The organism is Clostridium cuniculi (assembly GCF_004353185.1).
Lineage (GTDB): Bacteria > Bacillota > Clostridia > Clostridiales > Clostridiaceae > Clostridium > Clostridium cuniculi.
Map to the genome: position 1 here is coordinate 1 of NZ_SMUS01000046.1, position 20,825 is coordinate 20,825.

The window sequence follows — 20,825 nt, forward strand, 5'->3', positions numbered from 1 at the left end:
TACTAACACCACTATACATATAATTCCAATACCTAAAACTAATGCAATCATACTTAATCTCCTAACTAAATTCTAATTTATCAAGTGATTTAAAAATCAAACTAATTCTTTTTAATAATATGATTCTCAATTTAATTAATCTGATATTTACTATATTAATAAACATTAGATTAATTCATAATTACAATATAAACATTCATTTATAGTATTAGTATACTTTCCTTTTGGTAATTTTGCTTTACATTTAGGACATCTCCAAATAATATTTCCTAAAATTTTAAATACTATATATCCAATAGAGCCAACTATGAACATATCTAAATGTTTTGTTACTATTTCTATTATTAACCCAATTAAAAATACACTTCCTATAAAAGATATTAAAGCCATTACCTTTACTCTTAATTTAAAGTTGATTTCAATCATCATACTTCTATAAACTTAAACAACCCCTATACTAATTTCGCTCATTACATAATACAATTATGATTAATTATAACATATTTTGTAAATATTATACTGTTCAATTTTGAAAGAACAAATTTTCTATTGCTTTAAGAAATACAATAAATAATAAAAGCTATGTAATCGATCTTAAAAGTAATAATAATCAATATAATCCTGAATTATATCCTCTATTTTTTAGATTTTCTATTGATTCTAGAGAAAATAAAAACACCTCCATTTATTGATTTTTATATCAATAAACAAAAGTGTTTACATATTATTAACTTATCTTAAGATACTTTATTCTTTAATCTTAGCTTGTCTGCTATGATTGCTATGAATTCACTGTTAGTTGGCTTACCTTTATCATTGTGAACAGTATATCCAAATAGCTTATTAATAGCTTCAATTTGTCAACCAAGCCGTTTATCGTAATTTTAACAATATAAATTTAATTAGTAAACATAACAAAATGTTTATTGGTTTATATCGTTTTTCTTTATTGGTATCATTATATAATAAATTTTATTTTTTCAATATAAATCAATTGAATTAAGCAACTTTATTTTCTATTCTTCTCATTACATTTTCTCTAGCTTTTTGAATTAACTCTTCTTCAACATTATCCAACTTTTCATTAGGACTATATTCTCCGAACAATACTTCTTCTGCAACTCTTCTATTAATTAAAGCTTCATTAATATCCTCAAAGTATCCTAAATGAATTGTTAAATTATTATATTTTATTTTTGCTCTCCACTTCTTATTAATCTTATGAAAGCTTATCCCTGGAATTCCTGAAGTATTGTCTACTCTTATGCTTTTGTTAAAACTATTTTCTTTATAACTACATATTCTTAAATTCGATTTTCTATTATCTAATGGATTTCTATTTATATGATCTACTACCAAATTACTAGTATTTATATTCATAATATATCTATGTAACTTTACCATTTTGCCTTTTATTCTTGTTTGTATGTATTTACTATCTTTATTTTTTGCATAATGCCATGTTAATTTACTGCATTTTTCTAAATCATCATTATCTATTTTAACTCTTATTATTCCATAAACCTTGCTCTCAATTATCATTTCAACATAATTATCATTTATTATATACTTGTTTCCTTTCATACCTTACCTCCTAAAAATAAAAAAAAGGAACAACAATCACATTTTGTGAATGTTATTCCTAATAAAATTATAGTTTTAAAATCTAACCTACAAAAAGTAGGCTTTATCTTTTGTTTAACTATATTAATATCCAACAGCACTTAATCCATATTGGATTTGCTCATCAGTAAATCCTTCAAATTGTAATTGATTATATAATCCATCTCTACTAAATGAAGAATAGTCTAAGTAATTTTGTGCGGTTTCTGCACATTCTTCGTTCCAATTCGCACCACAATTATCTGCTGCATAAGTTGCTGATTCTGTAGGATAGCCTTCAAACTCTAATTGTTTTATCAATCCTTCTCTACTGAAACCTGAATAATTTAAGTATTGTTTAGCCGTATTGATAGCATTTGCATTTTCTTTATCCGCTATTTCTTTAGCCTTTCTTTCTTCCTCTGCTTTAGCTTCAGCTTCTTTCTTAGCTTGTTCTTCAGCTTGTATTTTAGCTACCCCTTCCTCTTTACTAGCTTTAGCAGAATCGTATTTTGATTGATATTCTTGTTTTAGCTCGTCTGGTAGTTTGTCGAATTCAGTATCTAAGAATTGAGTTATTAATGTTCTTTCTTGAGAAGTCATATCATAATAAGGTTTATCTATAATATCTAAATACTTAGAACATTCTTTTCTCATATCTTCTATTTCTTGAGCCTTCTTCTCAGCCTCTAATTGATCTGCTGTAGCTTGTTTTACTTCTGCTATTTTACTATCGACCAATTCTTTTTCTTCATCTGTCAATGATGTATAACTTTCTGTATTTTTTACTAAAGCTTCATATTTCTCTTCAGTATTATCTAACTTTTTATTAAGTTCATCTATATCATTCGTTGCTGATTCATATTTTGCTACTGCCTCGGTATATACATTTTTAGGAACATTATTAGATAAACCTGCTTGTAATAACATTCCTAAAATTATTAGCCCTGCAATTTTCCATCCTTTTCTAACGTTCATATCTTTATTTAGTATCACGTTTCCAATTTTGTACTTATATATCTTCTCTTTAGTTTTGGTAATAGACTCATCAATAATTGATTTGATCTTTGTTTTTAGCATAATGTACTTACCCCCACTATTAATTTATTATGATTACATTGTATAATTAAAGGGATATTTTGTAAATTTAATTTTTTATAATCGTCCTTTTATTGCTTTAAAAGTATTTAAAATTCCTGTTTTATTATTTTAATATGCTCACAATAATTTTAAATTGCGAACTAAAAAAATACCGTATATTCTTTTTTTGAATAATACGGTATTTTCACTAATTTAATATTCACTTTATGACTTATAATATATTAAACACTCTCTACAAAATTTGAATTTATCCACTCTCATATAACGTTTATTAATTAAGTATTAATATTAACTCGCTTTCACGATAATAAATTAATACATACCATCACTATCATTAAGCTCTTCATTATCACTTTTCGATGCCTCTATTTCGATTGTATTAAGAAATTCCTTCTTTAATATTAGTTCATTTTCTATTTTCTGTTTTCTATCTTTCATAAAGCAAATCCCTTTATATCCAACATAAGCAATACCTACTATACTTGCTCCCATCACACCACCTTTAAACAGCAGTTTCGGTGTAGCCTTTGAAACAGCAGCATCACCAACATTCTTATAAAGAGTCTCCAAACTACCTCCTGCTTTTTGTAACGCTTCTCTTGCTCTATTATAATCACCAAGATTTTCAATTGGATTTCTCATTTTTTATTACCTCACTATTTATAAAAATCGAATTAGATAATGCCTCTTATTATTATAATTATAAACTATTTTTCTACCATTTCGACATTAAAATCAACATCATCCGAGTTACTGAATGTCCTTCCCGCAAGTTCTAATACTTCTGCTCCAGCAGAATAATTTGAACTGCATTCTAGACTATACTATGTCATATAAAACATCTATTTATTCTTTTTTAACTCTTCAATTATTTCATTTAATAACCCTACTCTTTCTCTACTATAATCTAACATCCAGGCCATCCAATTAAAAACTAGACATAATAAAATTGATGATATTATACATCCTATTCCTAATCCTATTTGTGGTTCACTTGTATAATATAGGCCACTTCTTTCTCTATAGAACATCAATATTAAACCACCTATTATACCAAGTACTGCAATTACATTTCCTGCCCATTTAATATAATCACTTCTCATAAACTGCCCCCTTTTTAATATTGTATGTCTATTATAACACATTTTGGTAATAATTGTATATTAGGTGATAATATTATGATCAATTTATTAATATATACATTTTCTTTTTTAATTATTCTATCTTCTATTACTGTATTTTTAATATGCTACACTACTTATAAATTAAATTTAGAACTTAAAAAAATAGAAGTTGAAAACAAACACTCTACATCTGAATATAACTAAAAAAATTGGTTATAATTCAAATAAATATTTAATCTTTTATAATCCACTCCTTTTTATGAGTCTAGTTATTTTATTAGCTAAGCTCTATTATTTTACTTATCCCAACCAAGTAATTGATATTCTATTTCTTCATAGCTCATATATGAACTACTTTCACTTCTATCTCTTTCTTCAAAATTATTAAACTTTTCTGCATTTAAAAAGTTCTCCAATTGTTGTTTTTCAAACTCTTTCCATTCTTCCAATTGCTTTTGATATAATTTTTGTCCTTCTCTATAAGCTTGTATCCTTTCTAATTTCTCTTTATCAACGGTTAAAAGATATATCTGTTGTCCAAATTCCCTTATTACCATTGCAAAGGTATATTCTTTATCACTTTTATTTTTTTTATACATAGTTCTTTTTATTGCCTGTTGAACTACTATAAATCCATGATATACTACATTATTTTTTATCCATTCTTTATTCTCTTCGGTTATATATTGTGCAAATCCAGTTTTCTTACTATAATCCCAGATATATTGCAATTCATCTTCAATATGTCTTTTTTTTAAATTCTCAAGTTCTTCCCTTAAATTCATTATTCTCACTTTATCCTTTATCTAATTTACTTATTATCTTATATTTTATCTAATAAAAACTTTTAAGTAAATACTTGCACTTTAGTAGCGAAGCGTTATAATCGACTGGCATGTGGACACTTTGCGAGTGAATATAGTTTACCCTAAGATTTTAACCTTAGGACTCTATAATCGACTGTATACGAATTGTATCGCTCGTTTAATACTCTACTTGTAATTAATAGCTAAATATCCAACTGTTACCCGAATATTCTCTTTATCGCTATTAAATCCCCCACTCTCATGGCAGTTCCCTATAACACCCGTATAATTTTGCAGACGGTCATACGTACCCGACTAAGGATATTACTTTATAAGTAGAGTAAGTAAATAATACCCCATAGACTTTATGCATTGGCTCTATGTAACCACTAGAATAATTTATAGTAGTTCTAGTGCATGGACTACTAACCTACACCAATTTTAGGCAATAGGAAACTAAGCCTTGCATATCCTTTCTTTTTTTGATACAATTTAATTACGGTTAAAGTTATCTCCAAGAGGGATATACAAAGTTAATTTAACAATATTTAATTGTTAGAATAGTACCTACTGGCATAGGTGCTATTTTTTTTATTTTACTTTCTCATATTTTCTAATGGACTAAATCTTTGATAAGACTTTCTTATATCCTCTGTAGTTATATCTAAATATGCTTTTTCAGTTACCGTTACTGAAGAATGTCCTAGTATTTTACTAAGCATAAATATATCTCCACCATTAAGTAAAAATCTCCTTCCAAAGTTATTTCTTAAAGTGTGAGGTGTAATATTTTTAGTTATCTTAGCCCTCTTTAAATATCCTCTAAAGTTTCTTTCAAAATTAGAAGGTGTAACTAATCCATTAGTTCTTTGCGTAGGAAATAAGAGATCATTAGGTTGTATAGAATCTTTATACCTTATCCACCTATTCAATAAAACGCTCATGTGATTACTATAAAATACATATCTATCTTTTTTACCTTTAGTTACTTCTGCACTTAAAAAGACAGTTTTTCTAACAACATCAATATCATCTATAGTTAAACTAAGGCATTCACTTAATCTCATTCCTGTATCCATAATTAACTGAATTACTATATAATCTCGGTATTCATTGAATTTAGTTAAATCTATAGCTTTTATTATTTTCTTATACTCATCATCAGTAATTTGATCTTTTATTTTTCTTTTTTCTTTAATAAATTTCACATCAGCAACTGTATTATATTTAATTAAAGAATTTTCTTCACACCAATTAAAAAACACCTTTATATTTCTTAAATAATTATTTAAAGTTGCTACTGATATTTCTTTTCCAATATCCTTTCTATTGTTTTGATAAGTTACATTTAGTGTCTTCTCATCAGCAACATATGAATATTTACCTCTATCTTTTGTAAAAGTTATATATTCTTCTACAATTTCTTTATTAACATCAGTTATACTATCGATATCCTTTTCCTCTTCAAGATATTTTGCAAATAATGTTAATGTTTGATAATAACTTTTTATTGTTTTTACAGATAAATCTTTATAAGTACAATAGTCAATAAAATCTTGTATATAATAACCAAATTCTTTTTTCTTTTTAATTCTAGGCATAAAAAAATACCTCCTATCTATCAAGTTTTTTTAAACCCAATAAACAGAAGGTATTTTACTACTTTATTATATTAAATTTATTGTTAAAATTTACGATTATCCACGCCTATTTTCATATCTTTATTGGTATGTGCTAATTAATAAATCGCACAACCAAGCCATTTAAGATACTTTATTCTTTAATCTTAGCTTGTCTGCTATGATTGCTATGAATTCGCTGTTAGTTGGCTTACCTTTATCATTATGAACTGTGTATCCAAATAACTTATTAATAGCTTCAATTTGTCCTCTTCCCCATGCAACTTCTATAGCATGTCTTATTGCTCTTTCAACTCTTGAAGCAGTTGTGTTGTATTTCTTAGCGATTGAAGGATATAACTCCTTAGTTACAGCTGATAATAATTCCATATCATTAACAACCATTGTAATAGCCTCTCTTAAATACATATACCCTTTAATATGTGCTGGCACACCTATTTCGTGAATTATGTTTGTAATTTCAGTTTCTAAATCGATAGGACCTCTACTATTTGTACTTATTATTTCACTTGTTGTCATTGCAACTTGCTTTTTAACAGGCTCATTTTCTACTGCTATTGTATCATTAAACATATCTCTTATACGTTTTGTGAAAATATCCATATCAAATGGTTTTACAACATAATAGTCAGCACCTAAAGTTATAGCTCTTTGTGTTATCTTATCTTGTCCAACTGCAGATAATACAACTATTCTAGGAAATTTTTCTAAATTCATTGAATTTAATCTTTCTAAAACACCTAATCCATCTAAATGAGGCATTATAATATCTAAAACAACTAAATCTGGTTGTTTTTCCTCAATTAATGTTAAAGCTTCCCTACCGTCCTTTGCAATTCCTGTTACAACAATATCTCTTTGATTTAGAAGATAATCGTTTAAAATACTGCAAAATTCTTTGTTATCATCAGCAATAATTACTGAAATTTTGTTTCCATCCATGTTTTCTCTCCCTTTCTACCCACGATAATATATTATTTGAAAATTTTAAAGTTCTAATTCCCCACATAACTTATTTAACAGTGATATATTTTATAATTTAAATTAAGTTATATTTAGTTGTTTTTTAACTTCATTGAATATATTATAACATAAATTTTAAAATAAAAATAGCTTATTTTACATTATTTTGAAATTTTTTTAGAAAATTTTTAAGAAATTTTGTGTTCATTTATATATTTCTTTTAAAACAACAAGATATAGCATTTTCTCCTTGTTATTTTAGCTATATCTTGTTGATAATTTTCTAAATTTAATTTATTATCCCTGCTTCTTCAAGCATCCATTCAATATATATTCCATATCCAATGTCTGGCTTATTAATTAAAACGTGTGTGACAGCTCCTACAATTTTATTATTTTGAATAATTGGACTACCACTCATTCCTTGAACTATTCCACCTGTTTTACTTAAAAGCTCTTCATCTGTAACCCTAATTATCATACTCTTAGGACCACATTTATCTTGTTGTAATAGCTTAACAATTTCTATATCATATTCTTTTGGACCTTCTTCACCTACTGTAGTAATTATAGTAGCAGGACCTTCTACAACTTCATTTCTAAATCCAACAGACATTGGTTCACTACATATAGGATTTACTAAAGGTTGATTAGTATTTCCAAATATTCCTGATGATGAATTACTTTTAATTGTTCCTATAGAACTTTTTTCATTTATAAATAATCCTCTTAATTCACCAGGAACACCTTTCTCACCTTTACGCACACTTAAAATTGATGCTGATAGTAAATCACCATCTTTAATTGTAAAAGTAGTATTAGTATCACCATCTGTAATAGGATGACCTAAAGCTCCAAATGTATCACTATCTTCATGATAGAAAGTTAATGTTCCAATACCTGCAGTTGAATCTCTAACCCATAAACCTAGTTTATAAGCTTCGCCTTCTTTAACAAGTTCAATATCTTTATTAAACTTGCATCCTTGACGCATAAATTCTACATTTACTACATTAGTATCATTTTCTTTTATTAAAGATCCTAATTCTTTAGCTCCTTCAATATCTTTTCCATTTACTTTAAGTAATACATCCCCTAATTGCAATCCTGCTACTTTTGCTGGACTACTTTCAGTTCCACCTCTAGTTTCAACATCTGAGAAACCAACGACTAACACACCTTCAGTAGATAATTTTATTCCTACACTTGTTCCTCCAGGATATAATTTTATATCGTCTAATTTTTGTACTGCAACTGATTTTATAGGAATTAATCCTAAAAAATCAATATTTACTTTATCTTTTGATAGTTTTACAGTATTAAATACTCCTTGATTATGCACAGATATATCTGATACTTTCATACTATCATTGATATATATTTTTTCTGGCAATTTCAAAACACTAAAATATGCTATTAATGCCAAAATAGCTATTGGAGCAGTAATTATACTAAAATACTTTAATATTTTTTTTAACATTTTATCTCCTCCCTTGCTTCTGACATTACTTTTCCCTGTATCGTTTTTTTATATGCTGTAATAAGATTGTTAACATAGTTAAAAATTATTAAGTTAATAAATTTTGTATAAAAAAAATAAAACCATGATAAATTACCATGATTTTATTCTTTACCGTATTGCTAAGCCTTATGTATGTTTTTCTTAAATATTTTTCATTTCTTTCTTTTTTATTTCGGCAAACTTCACCATTTCTGATGCGTTTTCTATAGTAACATCACTTATTTCATCTCCACCCACCATTTTAGCAATTTCTCTAATTTTATCTTCTCTTGTTAACATTCGGATTCCTGTAAATGTCTTTCCTTCTAAAACATGCTTAGATACAAAATAATGATTATCAGAAAGTGCTGCAATTTGTGGTAAATGAGTTATACATAATACTTGATGCTTTAATGAAACTTCATACATTTTTTCTCCAACACGTTTTCCAATAGTTCCGCTAATTCCAGTATCTATTTCGTCAAAAATAAGTGTTGGTATTTTATCTTTATCTACAAAAACACATTTTAAAGCAAGCATTATTCTTGATAATTCTCCACCAGACAATACTTTTTCTAATGGCTTTAAAGGTTCACCTGGATTAGCTGATACTAAAAATTGAACTTCATCATAACCTCTTGAGTTCATTTCATCAGTTAAATTAACTTCAATTTTTATTATTGCTTTTTCAAGCCCAACATAAGATAATTCTTTTTTAATATTTACTTCTAATATTTCAGCTGCTTCAACTCTTAAATCATGAAGTTCTTTACCTATAACCTTCATTTTGTCTTCAATAATAACAAGTTCTTCTTTTAACTTATTTACTATCTCTTCAGCATTTACTAATTCATTATATTTTTCTTTTAAATTTTTTAAATTATCTAGAATCTCTTGTATTGAGTTTCCATATTTTTTCTTATATAAACTTATAGTATATATTCTCTCGTTTATTTGTGCTAATCTATCTTCATCATATTGTATTTCACTACCTACATCACGAATTTCTCTTGTTACTTCTTCTAAACTATAAAAAGCTTCCTCTATTTGACTTTTCTTTTCCCTTATTATTTCAGAGTGGTTTTCAACTAATGATAATTCAGAAATAACTTTTGATAATCCTTCTAATACAGAAATACCTTCATTTGATGAATTTAAATATCCATAAGACTTTACTAAGCTATTTGATATTTTTTCTGCATTTGATAACATATTAAATTCATCTTTTAGATCTTCTTCTTCATTAACTTTTAAATTTGCTTTTTCTATATCTTCTATCTGAAACTTAATATAATCAGCTAATTTTTCACCATCTTTATTACCAGTTAAACTATTTATCTTTTCAATATTCTCTAAATAATTATCTCTTAATACTCCATACTCTTTAAGTAAATCTTTTATTTTATCATAATAAAATTCATCAACATATAAAATATGAGTACCTTTATTTAATAAATTTTGATTTTGATGTTGACCGTGAATATCTAATAGTTTTTCTCTTATTTTTTTTAATTGTGATAATACAATACTTCTGTTATTTACTTTTATTAAGCTTTTACCATGCAATGTAGTTTCTCTACGTATAATTAACATTTCATCTTTTTCTATGCCTAATTCTTCTAAAACTTCATAAATTTCATCATTTTCAATAGAAAATACAGCTTCTACTATGGTTTTATCTTCTCCATATCTTATTTGATCCTTAGAAAATTTTCCGCCTAATACATAATCTATAGTGTCTATAAGTATTGATTTACCTGCACCGGTTTCTCCTGATAATATATTAAATCCTGCTCCAAATTCAACGGATAACTCTTGAATTAATGCAAAATTATTAATATTTAATTCAATTAGCATTATACCCCACCTTTATAAATTTAAGAAATCATCTTTCTAATTTTAGAAATTAATTCTAAAGCTTTTTCATCAGTTCTAACTAATACAAAAATAGTATTATCTCCAGCTATTGTTCCTGCAACATCATTTGAGTATAAAGTATCAATTGCCTCTGCAGCAGCTGATGCAGCACCTGTTAATGTTTTTATTACAACAAATTTATCAACTTGCTCTACTCCTATAGCTGCATTTTTTAATATACTATAAAGTTTGTCATTTATATCACGCTCTTCTTTTGCTGAAGATATATATTTATATTTTCCTGATTCACTTTGCATTTTTACTAATTTCAATAATTTTATATCTCTAGATACAGTTGCTTGAGTTACATCATATCCTGCCGCTTTAAGTGCCTCTGCTAATTCTTCTTGTGTTTCTATATCATTATCATTAATAATCTCTAATATCTTACTATGTCTTTTTGATTTCACTTTAATCACCTTCTCAATTTGTTAATAACTGTACAATCCTTAGTGGGAATTTTACTTTTTATATTAAAATTCTATTTAAATTAATCTTCTAAAGACTTTCTAGTTATCTAATATTTTTTTTCGCAAAACATTAAAATAATCATAATTATCAAATAATAAAATTTTTGCAACATCTTTAGCTTTTTTTACTATTATAGAGCTATTATCTTTAATCTTTCTAGCTTCTTGACCATCAAAGGTTAAGTAAATTTCACCATTATAATTTTCAGCTTTAATTAAAATTTCACTACTACTCTTTAATACAATTGGCTGCATTCCTCTAGTATGCGGGCAAATAGGTGTTAATGTTATAACTTCAACATCAGGATATACAAAAGGTCCTCCTGCTGAAAATGAATATGCTGTAGAACCTGTAGGTGTTGAAACTATTAAACCATCTCCTTTAAAGCTATAATATAACTTTTTATCTATATAAACTTCAAATTTTGCCATTCTTGATAATGTTCCTCTAGCTATTACAACATCATTTAAAGCTTTACTACTAATATTTTCATCTTCATCATCACTTTTACATTCTAAAAGTATTCTATTTTGAATATTATATTGTCCATTTTTTATCTTATTTAAAGCTTCGCCTAAATCTTGTATTTCTATACTTGACAAAAATCCTAAATTTCCTATATTTATTCCTAAAATAGGCACATCATATTTTCCATTAATATCTCTAGCTATACCAAGTAAAGTTCCGTCTCCCCCTAAAACTATAAGTAAATCTAAATCATCATCAAATTTATATTTATTTATTTCATAACTATTCAATACAGTTATTTTAGAGTTCCTAAATATATTTGTAATTTTTTCAATAACTAAAGATAATATCTTTCCTTCTGTATCTTTTGAAGGATTTAATGCTATTACAATATTTTTCATACTAACTTCCTTTACTATGCTTATACACCTATAGCCAGCTTTTAAAGCTGGCTATGAGATTCATTTACAATATCTTCAATTTGGCTTAATTCAAAATTTCCTTCTTTCTCTTTATCCTTAGTAAAGTAAACAAGATATTCTCTGTTTCCTTCTGGACCTTTAATCGGTGAGTAACTTAATCCTAGTACATTTAATTCATTTTCCATTAAAAAGTTTATTATTGTATTTATAACTTCTAAATGTACTTCTTTATCTCTTACAACACCTTTTTTACCAACCTTATCTCTTCCAGCTTCAAACTGTGGCTTTATTAATGCTACAACTTCACCTTTATCTGCTAATAATGCCTTTACAGCTGGCATTATTGTTCTTAAGGAAATAAATGACACATCTATAGATGCAAAATCTAAAGCAACACCAATGTCTTCTGGAGTTACATATCTAATGTTAGTTTTCTCCATACAAACAACTCTTTCATCGGTTCTAAGCTTCCAAGCAAATTGTCCATATCCTACATCTACAGCAAATACCTTAGATGCATTATTTTGAAGCATACAATCTGTAAATCCACCTGTTGATGCTCCTATATCCATACATACTTTATCTGTAAGGTCAATTCCAAAAGTGTTCATTGCTTTTTCTAATTTTAAACCTCCACGGCTTACGTACTTAAGTTTCTCTCCCTTAAATACTATATCAGCATCAACTTTAACTTTTTCTCCTGCCTTATCTACTCTTTGCCCATCAACAAATATAAGTCCTGCCATAATATTAGTCTTTGCTTTCTCTCTTGATTCGCAAATTCCTTTTTCAACTAATAATATATCTAATCTTTCTTTCTTAGATGCCATATTTTTCTCCTTTATCCTAAAATGTTTATAACACATTTTTCTATAGCTTCTGCATCAAGACCTGCATCTTTATATAGTAAATTAACATCTCCATGAGGAACGAAGTTATCATTAAATCCTAGGCATTTAAATTTACTCTTAAAATTAAGCTTATTTAATTCCATTAATACATAGCTTCCGAATCCACCATTTATAACATTATCCTCAATAGTTACAATGCTATATCCTTCATCAACCAGCTCTTTTAACATTTCAGTATCTATAGGTTTTACAAAAGTTGCTCCTATAATTGTAGGATTAATTCCTTTTTTAATTAGTTCTTTTCTTGCAATCATAGCATGCTGTACCATTTTTCCTACAGCTATTATAGCAACCTTATCTCCATTAATTATCTTTTCCCATTTTCCGTATTTTATTTCTTTAACTGCAGTTAACTCTTCACAACAATCTGATCCTCTTGGATATCTTATTGCAACAGGTCCATTCTGTTTTAATGCCCACTTTAACATTATAGGTAATTCTTCTAAATGCTTAGGAGCTAAGACTACCATATTAGGTACTGCACATAAATAAGATAAATCAAACACACCTTGATGTGTTTCTCCATCATCACCTACAATTCCTGCTCTATCTATAGCAAAAACTACAGGTAAATTTTGTATACAAACATCATGTATAACTTGATCAAAAGCTCTTTGTAAAAATGTTGAATAAACTGCAAAAACCGGCCTTAAACCAACACTTGCCATACCAGCTGCAAGTGTTGTAGCATGTTCTTCAGCTATTCCAACATCAAAAAATCTATTACTATATTTTTGAGCAAATTCTTTTAAGCCTGTACCATCCGGCATAGCTGCAGTAATTGCAACTATATTACTATTTTTTTCAGCTAACTCTAACATAGTATCTCCAAATACTTTGGAATAGGTTTTTTTTGCAGGTATATAACTTTCACCACTTTCCAAATCGAATGGTGAAACTCCATGAAATTTATTTGGATTTTTTTCAGCAAATTCATATCCCTTTCCCTTATGAGTTACTGTATGAATTATTACAGGGCCATTAATTTCTTGAGCCTTACTAAATACTTCATTCATTAGCTCAATATTATGCCCATCAATAGGACCAATATATTTAATACCCATACTTTCAAATAGCATAGATGGTACTAATAAATGCTTTAAACTATCTTTTACTCTATGTAAATATTGAACTACTGTTTTACCAGCATTACTATTACTTAAAGTAGAATTTATATCTTCTTTTAATTTATTATAACTATGATCTAATCTTAATTTATTTAAATGATTTGATAATCCACCTACATTTTTAGAAATTGACATCTGATTATCATTTAAAACTATAATCATATTAGTTTTATTAAAACCAACATCATTTAGTGCTTCTAATGCCATTCCTCCAGTTAATGCTCCATCTCCTATAACTGCAATAACATTATAATCTTCATGTTTAATATCTCTCGCTCTTGCTATGCCTAAAGCTGCTGATATTGATGTACTACTATGACCAACTCCAAAAGTATCATACTTACTTTCGCTTATTTTAGGAAATCCACATAAACCATTGTATTTTCTCAATGTATCAAACTTATCCTTACGTCCAGTTAATATCTTATGAACATAAGTTTGATGTCCAACATCCCATACTATTTTATCTTTTTCAAAATTGAATGTTTTATATAAACTAAGTGTTAATTCAACAACACCTAAATTTGAGGATAAATGACCTCCAGTTTTTGATACTTTATCTATTAAAAATTCTCTTATTTCATCACTAAGCTTATAGAGTTCCTTATTAGTCAAAGTTTGCACATCTCTTGGATAGTTTATATCCTCTAATAATTTTGACATATTTATCATTCCTTCGTTTAGTTTTCTCTGTCTAAAAGTTCCTTAGTTAAAACCTTTAAATCTTTAGTGTCTACAGATAAACTATCTAATATCTCAATGCTCTCTTTTGTTAGCCTTTCACATTCTTTAATACAATATTCTAAACCATACATTGTGATAAAGTTACTTTTATTACTTTCTTCATCACTTAACACATTTTTCCCTAATTTTTCTGTGCTACCTATAACATCTAAAATATCATCCTTTATCTGAAAAGCTAAACCTAAATTTTCACCAAACTTTTCTAACTTTCTAACATCCTCTTCTGGTGCTTCTCCAAGTATGGCTCCTGACATTATTGAAACTTTAATAAGTGCACCCGTCTTATTCATATGCATATATTTAAGTTCATCTTCACTTATTTTTTTACCTTCATTTATGATATCTACCACTTGACCGCCTATCATACCTTCAGGTCCTGCTGCAGAAGCAATCATTTCAGCTGCTACTAATGATTTCTCTCCATTTTTTAGTGAAAATCTCATCATTAGATTCATAGCTTCATTTAAAAGTGTATCTCCTGCAAGTACTGCTATATTTTCACCATATACTTTATGATTAGTAGGTTTACCTCTTCTTAGATCGTCATCATCCATACAAGGTAAATCATCATGTATTAAAGAATAAGTATGAATCATTTCAATAGCTGATGAAAACTCTAATATCTCTCTCCAATTTTCCTTATACATACTATACGTTAAAAGCATTAATATAGGTCTTATTCTCTTACCTCCTATATTAAGACTATAGCTTGCTGAATCATAAATAACCTTATTATAAGTTCCCTTATTACTAAAGTAATTTACCAAAAACTCATTTATTTCTTTCTTCATTTCATTAAACTTCATTTTCTTTCACCATTTCAGCATTTTCTTTAATTGTTAAAAATTTGCCCTCTAACGCATCTAATGTCTTATACAACTTATTAACAATTTTACTTCCTTTTTCATACTCTTTCATAGCATCTTCTAAACTTAATTCATCATTTTCCAATGTAGATAAAATAACTTCTAAATTATTTAACATATCATTATAGCTTTCTTTCTTTGCCATAATAAAATCCCCCTTTTTCTATGGGAGTAAAATTCCCTTTTACATACCCATCTTCCATAGAAATTTTTATTTCAGTAGTTCCTTCAAAAAACTCTTTGCTCTTAACTACTTTCCCAGTTTCATCCTCTATTATAGCATAACCTTTTGCTAAAATATTCAAAGGATTATGGGCATTTAATATATTATTTAATGAGAATATCTTTTCCTTGCTGCTCTTTATTTTGAATTCTATTATTTTTTCTATTTTTTCCTTCAGATTATCTATTTCTAAATATGCATTTGCAATTCTATTACTTGGTGAGTTTAAACTTAATATTTTTTCTAAGTTTTTAACCTTTTGTTTTTCCTCTCTAAGTCTATCACTTATTATAAAACTTAATCTTTCTTTATACTCACTAATTTGATTATATTGATTTTCTTCTAAAGGAACAACTACTTCTGCCGCTTGTGAAGGCGTTGCCGCTCTAAAGTCTGCTACAAAATCTGATATAGTAAAATCAACTTCATGACCTACAGCTGATACAATAGGTATTTCTGATTTAAAAATAGCATATGCAAGAGGTTCTTCATTAAAATTCCATAGTTCTTCCATAGAACCTCCCCCTCTACCAATTATAATAACATCTACACTTTTCTTTTTATTGAAATACTCTATACCTTCAATTACTGTTTTATATGCTCCATCCCCTTGTACTAAAGCAGGATAAAGAACAATATCAACCTTTGTATTTCTTCTTCTTACAACATTAATTATATCCTGTATAGCTGCCCCAGTCTCTGATGTTACTACTCCTATTCTGTAAGGATTTTTAGGAAGGGGTTTTTTAAACTCATCTTCAAAATACCCCTCCCTACTTAACTTTTCCTTTAATTTTTCAAATTTTATGTGCAGTTCTCCTAAACCTTCTTGCTCTATCCTATCACAATATATTTGAAATGTTCCATTTGCTGTATATACAGATGCTCTTCCTGATACTATTACAGACATTCCTTCTTGTAATACAATATCTAAATCAAAGCTTTTACTTTTGAACATAATACAATTTACTTTACTATTCTCATCTTTTAACGAAAAATAAATATGCCCACTGGAATGATATTTTAAATTCGAAATTTCTCCTCTTATAGAAAGGTTATTTAATATAAAATCATTATCTAATATTTTTTTTATATAATTATTAACTTCTGATACAGTTAAAGTTTTAATTTTCATACTTTTCTAAAGCCTCACATACATTCTTCATTAAAAGAGTTGTTGTAAGAGCTCCAACTCCTCCTGGAACAGGAGTAACAAAAGCAGCTTTATTTATAACTTTTTCAAAATCAACATCACCTGTAATTTTTCCTTCTACAGAATTAGTTCCTACATCGATAACTATTGCATCATCTTTTATATAACTTTCATCTATAAACTTAGCTTTTCCTATAGCAACAATTAAAATATCTGCTCTCTTACATACTTCTTTTAAGTTTTTAGTTCTAGAATGACAAATTGTAACTGTACAATTTTCTTTAAGCATTAATGCTGCTGCTGGCTTACCTACTATATTACTTCTTCCAACAACAACTACTTCCATTCCTTCTAAATTTATATTTAAACTCTTTAATATTGTTAATACAGATTTAGGTGTACATGGCATAAATGTTTCCTCTCCCATGTACAGCTTTCCTTGATTAACAAATGTTAAACAATCTATATCTTTTTCTGGAGATATGGATGATATTATTTTCTTTTCATCCATATTTTTAGGTAATGGCAACTGAAGTATTATACCATTTACACTGTTATCATTATTTAACTCTTCAATCTTTTTAATTAAATTATCTTCCGTTACATTATCACTTAAGTGAATTTTTTCAAATTCTAATCCTAATGAAATTGCTACCTTTTCTTGATTATTTAAATAAAATAACGATCCGCCATCATTACCAACTAATATGGATGCAACTTTAGGTATATTCATCCCATTTAACTTTCTAGTTTCTATAAAGTTTTTTATGTTTTCCTTCACTCCTAAAGCTATAGCCTTACCATCTATTTTATCACCCATTTTTACCCCTCCATATCTATCAAAAATAAGCACTATTTATTATAGGCTTTTTAAAACTTTATCTAATACTCCGTTAACAAATGAGCAGCTCTTTTCATCTGAGTATTTTTTAGTTAATTCAACTGCTTCATTTATTGCTACACTTCCTGGAACATCTTCAACAAACATCATTTCTCCTACTGCTAATCTTAATATTGTAAGATTAACCTTAGAAACTCTATCTAATTTCCAGTTTACTAAAGATTGTATAATCTTTTCATCAATAGCTTCTATATTATCAGTAACTACTTTTACAACATTTTTTATATATTCCACATCTATAGTATTTAAATCCATCTCATAATCTTCTATGAAGTTTTCTATTGTTTCCTCATAACTATTTTTGCTAATTTCCATGCTAAAAAGCAACTCCATTGCTTTTTCTCTTGATTTCTGTCTTTTCATAACTTCCTCCTAAGTATATATATATACATTAATCTCTTTATTTGTATTATAAACTTATATTACATTAATTAAACATATGTATATTACAATATTATCTTATTTATGTCCATAAAAATAATATTTTACGAATCAACTTCTACTATTATAAATAATTTTTTTAAATTTTACTATCTAATTTTTTATGTAAACCTTATATTTTTTTTTATTACAATGAGAAACCCTCTGTTTTACAGAGGGTTTTTTTTACTATACTTCTAGCGCTTCTTGTTGTTCTTGTTTTGGAACATATATGTTTTGAACATTGACATTAACTTTGTCAACCTTTAAGCCAGTCATAGCTTCAACAGTCTTTTTAACATTTTCTTGAACTGCACTTACTACATCTGGAATTTTCATACCATACTCTACTGCTACATTTAATTCAATTATAGCTTTATCCTCTTCTAATGTAACTTTTACACTCTTTCCACTAGAAGCTTTTTTACCTTTTAATATTTGTGATATGTTACTTGAAACCCCATGTGGAACTTCAACTATTCCTTGAATTTCATCTGCTGCTATTTCTGCTATAACACTTACTACTTCATCAGAAATTTTAACAATTCCTATAGTAGATTCATTGTTTATATTTTCCATGCCTTAACCTCCTTAAGGTTTATTATATAAACCTACTTTTCCTTATGTTCATTATAGCAAAAGACCCTTTATATTACAACGAATTATTTCATTGATGTTATATCTATATCTGTTAATGTAGTAATATCTTCAACAACTTTCTTTATTACAGCTGAATTTTCCTCTGATAAAACATCCTCTACCTTTACATAAACTTTTACAGTTTTATTATCATTAATCATGCAAAGTGCATCTTCATAACCTTTATTTCTAATTTCTGATTCAACTCTACTTTCTTGATCTTGCATTTTTGCTTTCTCAACTAAAGCATTATTTGCTATATCTTTTGATTCTTGTGATGCGTTTGCATCTTCTGTAATAGCTTTCATATCATCTACATACTTCTCATCTTGTTGTTCTTTAGTTAATCTCATGCTATAGAAATATTCTGTTGTACTTAAAGTTTCTTCTGTTGCTGCATCAGTCTTTGTATTGTCAGTATTTTGCTTTAATACCGCCTCTAAGCTTGTTGGATCGTTATAACCATTTTCATTTAGCTTCATAGATAATACTCCAACACACACTATTAAAGCCATTAGTGTAAAAATAATCCCAAATTGTTTTTTTGTCATTTTTTAATTCCTCCCATTCTTTTTATATAACATATATATGCTAGCTTCCCATCGGATATACATTAACCTTGTCTAAACTTAAATTATATAAACTTGACACAGCCTTTTGTATATCGTACGTTATCTTACTGCTCTTAGCACCCTCTGCAACAATCAACACACCTGTAATTTGTGGTTTATATGTCTTCGTTATAAAAGGTTCACTTGTACTTGAATCATTTTGCATTACTACTGTTGCTCCTTCAGTTTCTTGCTTTGTTACTCTTGTTCCTCCATTAGTATCTTCCTCTTGTGTCTCTGATGTTTGAGTATTTGAATTTATTGCTGGAACTTTAACTTCACTACTTTCAAAGTAAATATTAACCACTACTTCTCCTACTCCATCAATCTTAGAAAGTATTTCTTCTAACTTTTCCTTTTGTTCTGTTTCATAATCTAATAGTTCCTTAGAGGTTGTAACTCCCTCTTCACCTGAAACTTCTTGAGCTCCAATTGGTGTATTATCGCCATTTCCTTTTGTTAATCCAGCATCATCTCCTATAAAATTACTCACTGCAAGCCATAAAAATATAATTACAAGTAATACTATTAAGCAATTAACAAATTTTTTATTTTGCATAAGCTTGTTAATCTCTTCATTAATTTTATTTTTATCTTTATCCATATATACCCTATCCCTCCTATCATTTATTATTTTCCCATGCTATATAATTTTATTTTGTCTGTTGGTATTTTAAAAACTTCTGATAAGTAATTCTTAATTTCCTCTTCATTCTCCACTGTGCCATCATTTGATACTGCTTGTTCACTTTCTTCATTTATATCAATTTTAATATTATCAACTAATTTTATTCCCCCGTCTTTTACTCCAACTTCTAAACTCTCTATACTATAAGTCATATTCTCTAAATCTATTTCACATTCAACATTTGATTTAAAATCTTTATCTGAAAATTCTTCCTTAAGTAAACTATCACAATTACTATTTAAATTATTTTTAAATGATTCTATTTGACTTTTACTTATACTATCTTCATTTTCGCTAGTTATGCCTTCGTAAAACATACTTTCATAACTTTTTATAGTATTTACCAACTCTTGCTCTCCACCAGTAAAAAACTTTACTATTGGATTTATCATCACTGAAATAAGTATTAATCCTAAAACAAATTTTATATATTTCTTCATAGAGTTGTCTGGCGAAATTATCTCTACTGCTGTCATAAATATCATTGTAGCCACTAAGGTTATAACGAAATTGTTTATATATTCCAT

Annotated in this window: 23 protein-coding genes and 1 pseudogene; all 24 read right to left on the reverse strand. The window is 27.6% G+C overall.

The window, feature by feature from the left end:
• Positions 1–165 precede the first annotated feature (165 nt).
• Positions 166–390, reverse strand: a complete 225-nt coding sequence (locus EJJ37_RS17220; protein ID WP_133016726.1) for a hypothetical protein — start codon at positions 388–390, stop codon at positions 166–168.
• 347 nt (positions 391–737) lie between these two features.
• Positions 738–860: pseudogene (locus EJJ37_RS17225) on the reverse strand (sporulation initiation factor Spo0A C-terminal domain-containing protein); the annotation flags it as partial.
• Between the two features lie 139 nt (positions 861–999).
• Positions 1,000–1,584: an HNH endonuclease gene (locus EJJ37_RS17230; protein WP_133016727.1), complete on the reverse strand. Its 585-nt coding sequence runs from the start codon at positions 1,582–1,584 to the stop codon at positions 1,000–1,002.
• Between the two features lie 123 nt (positions 1,585–1,707).
• Positions 1,708–2,682, reverse strand: a complete 975-nt coding sequence (locus tag EJJ37_RS20730; protein ID WP_204596868.1) for an Ltp family lipoprotein — start codon at positions 2,680–2,682, stop codon at positions 1,708–1,710.
• 333 nt (positions 2,683–3,015) lie between these two features.
• Positions 3,016–3,345, reverse strand: coding sequence for a hypothetical protein (locus tag EJJ37_RS17240; protein WP_133016728.1), 330 nt, complete (start codon positions 3,343–3,345; stop codon positions 3,016–3,018).
• A gap of 200 nt (positions 3,346–3,545) precedes the next feature.
• On the reverse strand, positions 3,546–3,806 hold the full coding sequence (locus EJJ37_RS17245) for a hypothetical protein (RefSeq protein WP_133016729.1): 261 nt from the start codon (positions 3,804–3,806) through the stop codon (positions 3,546–3,548).
• Positions 3,807–4,123: 317 nt separating this feature from the next.
• Complete coding sequence (locus tag EJJ37_RS17250; protein WP_133016730.1) at positions 4,124–4,612, reverse strand: hypothetical protein; 489 nt, start codon at positions 4,610–4,612, stop codon at positions 4,124–4,126.
• A 617-nt stretch (positions 4,613–5,229) separates the two neighbouring features.
• Positions 5,230–6,234 carry a tyrosine-type recombinase/integrase gene (locus tag EJJ37_RS17255; RefSeq protein WP_133016731.1) on the reverse strand — a complete coding sequence of 335 codons (1,005 nt, stop codon included), beginning with the start codon at positions 6,232–6,234 and terminating at the stop codon, positions 5,230–5,232.
• A gap of 162 nt (positions 6,235–6,396) precedes the next feature.
• Positions 6,397–7,215 carry a sporulation transcription factor Spo0A gene (gene spo0A, locus EJJ37_RS17260; protein WP_133016732.1) on the reverse strand — a complete coding sequence of 273 codons (819 nt, stop codon included), beginning with the start codon at positions 7,213–7,215 and terminating at the stop codon, positions 6,397–6,399.
• A gap of 310 nt (positions 7,216–7,525) precedes the next feature.
• Positions 7,526–8,716 carry a SpoIVB peptidase gene (spoIVB, locus tag EJJ37_RS17265; protein ID WP_133016733.1) on the reverse strand — a complete coding sequence of 397 codons (1,191 nt, stop codon included), beginning with the start codon at positions 8,714–8,716 and terminating at the stop codon, positions 7,526–7,528.
• Positions 8,717–8,899: 183 nt separating this feature from the next.
• Entirely contained in the window at positions 8,900–10,594 is a 1,695-nt protein-coding gene (gene recN, locus EJJ37_RS17270; protein ID WP_133016734.1) for a DNA repair protein RecN, read from the reverse strand.
• A gap of 20 nt (positions 10,595–10,614) precedes the next feature.
• A complete protein-coding gene (locus EJJ37_RS17275) occupies positions 10,615–11,064 on the reverse strand; it encodes an arginine repressor (RefSeq protein WP_133016735.1) in 450 nt (149 codons plus the stop codon).
• Between the two features lie 99 nt (positions 11,065–11,163).
• Positions 11,164–11,994 (reverse strand): NAD(+)/NADH kinase, encoded by an 831-nt coding sequence (locus tag EJJ37_RS17280; RefSeq protein WP_133016736.1) that lies wholly within the window; start codon positions 11,992–11,994, stop codon positions 11,164–11,166.
• A 41-nt stretch (positions 11,995–12,035) separates the two neighbouring features.
• Entirely contained in the window at positions 12,036–12,845 is an 810-nt protein-coding gene (locus tag EJJ37_RS17285; RefSeq protein WP_133016737.1) for a TlyA family RNA methyltransferase, read from the reverse strand.
• Positions 12,846–12,856: 11 nt separating this feature from the next.
• Positions 12,857–14,716 (reverse strand): 1-deoxy-D-xylulose-5-phosphate synthase, encoded by a 1,860-nt coding sequence (gene dxs / locus EJJ37_RS17290; protein ID WP_133016738.1) that lies wholly within the window; start codon positions 14,714–14,716, stop codon positions 12,857–12,859.
• A gap of 17 nt (positions 14,717–14,733) precedes the next feature.
• On the reverse strand, positions 14,734–15,603 hold the full coding sequence (locus tag EJJ37_RS17295; protein ID WP_133016739.1) for a polyprenyl synthetase family protein: 870 nt from the start codon (positions 15,601–15,603) through the stop codon (positions 14,734–14,736).
• The gene (gene xseB / locus EJJ37_RS17300; RefSeq protein WP_133016740.1) at positions 15,593–15,808 is read right to left on the reverse strand and encodes an exodeoxyribonuclease VII small subunit; all 216 of its coding nucleotides are present in this window, start codon (positions 15,806–15,808) and stop codon (positions 15,593–15,595) included. Before xseB ends, EJJ37_RS17295 begins: the two co-directional genes overlap by 11 nt.
• Positions 15,786–17,021: an exodeoxyribonuclease VII large subunit gene (gene xseA / locus EJJ37_RS17305; protein ID WP_133016741.1), complete on the reverse strand. Its 1,236-nt coding sequence runs from the start codon at positions 17,019–17,021 to the stop codon at positions 15,786–15,788. The genes xseB and xseA overlap by 23 nt, the downstream gene beginning before the upstream one ends.
• On the reverse strand, positions 17,011–17,859 hold the full coding sequence (locus EJJ37_RS17310) for a tetrahydrofolate dehydrogenase/cyclohydrolase catalytic domain-containing protein (protein ID WP_133016742.1): 849 nt from the start codon (positions 17,857–17,859) through the stop codon (positions 17,011–17,013). Before EJJ37_RS17310 ends, xseA begins: the two co-directional genes overlap by 11 nt.
• Positions 17,860–17,898: 39 nt before the next feature.
• Positions 17,899–18,303, reverse strand: coding sequence for a transcription antitermination factor NusB (gene nusB / locus EJJ37_RS17315; RefSeq protein WP_133016743.1), 405 nt, complete (start codon positions 18,301–18,303; stop codon positions 17,899–17,901).
• Positions 18,304–18,549: 246 nt separating this feature from the next.
• Positions 18,550–18,939, reverse strand: a complete 390-nt coding sequence (locus EJJ37_RS17320; RefSeq protein ID WP_133016744.1) for an Asp23/Gls24 family envelope stress response protein — start codon at positions 18,937–18,939, stop codon at positions 18,550–18,552.
• An 83-nt stretch (positions 18,940–19,022) separates the two neighbouring features.
• A complete protein-coding gene (locus EJJ37_RS17325) occupies positions 19,023–19,550 on the reverse strand; it encodes a SpoIIIAH-like family protein (protein WP_133016745.1) in 528 nt (175 codons plus the stop codon).
• A gap of 40 nt (positions 19,551–19,590) precedes the next feature.
• Positions 19,591–20,214: a stage III sporulation protein AG gene (gene spoIIIAG / locus EJJ37_RS17330; RefSeq protein WP_133016746.1), complete on the reverse strand. Its 624-nt coding sequence runs from the start codon at positions 20,212–20,214 to the stop codon at positions 19,591–19,593.
• A gap of 26 nt (positions 20,215–20,240) precedes the next feature.
• Positions 20,241–20,825, reverse strand: coding sequence for a stage III sporulation protein AF (gene spoIIIAF, locus EJJ37_RS17335; RefSeq protein WP_133016747.1), 585 nt, complete (start codon positions 20,823–20,825; stop codon positions 20,241–20,243).

Coding starts and splice junctions, on each gene's coding strand:
- EJJ37_RS17255 (WP_133016731.1), bottom strand. CDS start 6,234: ATGCCTAGAATTAAAAAGAAAAAAGAATTTGGTTATTATATACAAGAT.
- EJJ37_RS17285 (WP_133016737.1), bottom strand. CDS start 12,845: ATGGCATCTAAGAAAGAAAGATTAGATATATTATTAGTTGAAAAAGGA.
- EJJ37_RS20730 (WP_204596868.1), bottom strand. CDS start 2,682: ATGCTAAAAACAAAGATCAAATCAATTATTGATGAGTCTATTACCAAA.
- EJJ37_RS17310 (WP_133016742.1), bottom strand. CDS start 17,859: ATGGGTGATAAAATAGATGGTAAGGCTATAGCTTTAGGAGTGAAGGAA.
- spoIVB (WP_133016733.1), bottom strand. CDS start 8,716: ATGTTAAAAAAAATATTAAAGTATTTTAGTATAATTACTGCTCCAATA.
- EJJ37_RS17245 (WP_133016729.1), bottom strand. CDS start 3,806: ATGAGAAGTGATTATATTAAATGGGCAGGAAATGTAATTGCAGTACTT.
- EJJ37_RS17220 (WP_133016726.1), bottom strand. CDS start 390: ATGGCTTTAATATCTTTTATAGGAAGTGTATTTTTAATTGGGTTAATA.
- spoIIIAF (WP_133016747.1), bottom strand. CDS start 20,825: ATGGAATATATAAACAATTTCGTTATAACCTTAGTGGCTACAATGATA.
- EJJ37_RS17295 (WP_133016739.1), bottom strand. CDS start 15,603: ATGAAGTTTAATGAAATGAAGAAAGAAATAAATGAGTTTTTGGTAAAT.
- EJJ37_RS17325 (WP_133016745.1), bottom strand. CDS start 19,550: ATGACAAAAAAACAATTTGGGATTATTTTTACACTAATGGCTTTAATA.
- nusB (WP_133016743.1), bottom strand. CDS start 18,303: ATGAAAAGACAGAAATCAAGAGAAAAAGCAATGGAGTTGCTTTTTAGC.
- dxs (WP_133016738.1), bottom strand. CDS start 14,716: ATGTCAAAATTATTAGAGGATATAAACTATCCAAGAGATGTGCAAACT.
- xseA (WP_133016741.1), bottom strand. CDS start 17,021: ATGAAAATTAAAACTTTAACTGTATCAGAAGTTAATAATTATATAAAA.
- EJJ37_RS17280 (WP_133016736.1), bottom strand. CDS start 11,994: ATGAAAAATATTGTAATAGCATTAAATCCTTCAAAAGATACAGAAGGA.
- EJJ37_RS17240 (WP_133016728.1), bottom strand. CDS start 3,345: ATGAGAAATCCAATTGAAAATCTTGGTGATTATAATAGAGCAAGAGAA.
- EJJ37_RS17320 (WP_133016744.1), bottom strand. CDS start 18,939: ATGGAAAATATAAACAATGAATCTACTATAGGAATTGTTAAAATTTCT.
- spo0A (WP_133016732.1), bottom strand. CDS start 7,215: ATGGATGGAAACAAAATTTCAGTAATTATTGCTGATGATAACAAAGAA.
- EJJ37_RS17230 (WP_133016727.1), bottom strand. CDS start 1,584: ATGAAAGGAAACAAGTATATAATAAATGATAATTATGTTGAAATGATA.
- spoIIIAG (WP_133016746.1), bottom strand. CDS start 20,214: ATGGATAAAGATAAAAATAAAATTAATGAAGAGATTAACAAGCTTATG.
- EJJ37_RS17250 (WP_133016730.1), bottom strand. CDS start 4,612: ATGAATTTAAGGGAAGAACTTGAGAATTTAAAAAAAAGACATATTGAA.
- recN (WP_133016734.1), bottom strand. CDS start 10,594: ATGCTAATTGAATTAAATATTAATAATTTTGCATTAATTCAAGAGTTA.
- xseB (WP_133016740.1), bottom strand. CDS start 15,808: ATGGCAAAGAAAGAAAGCTATAATGATATGTTAAATAATTTAGAAGTT.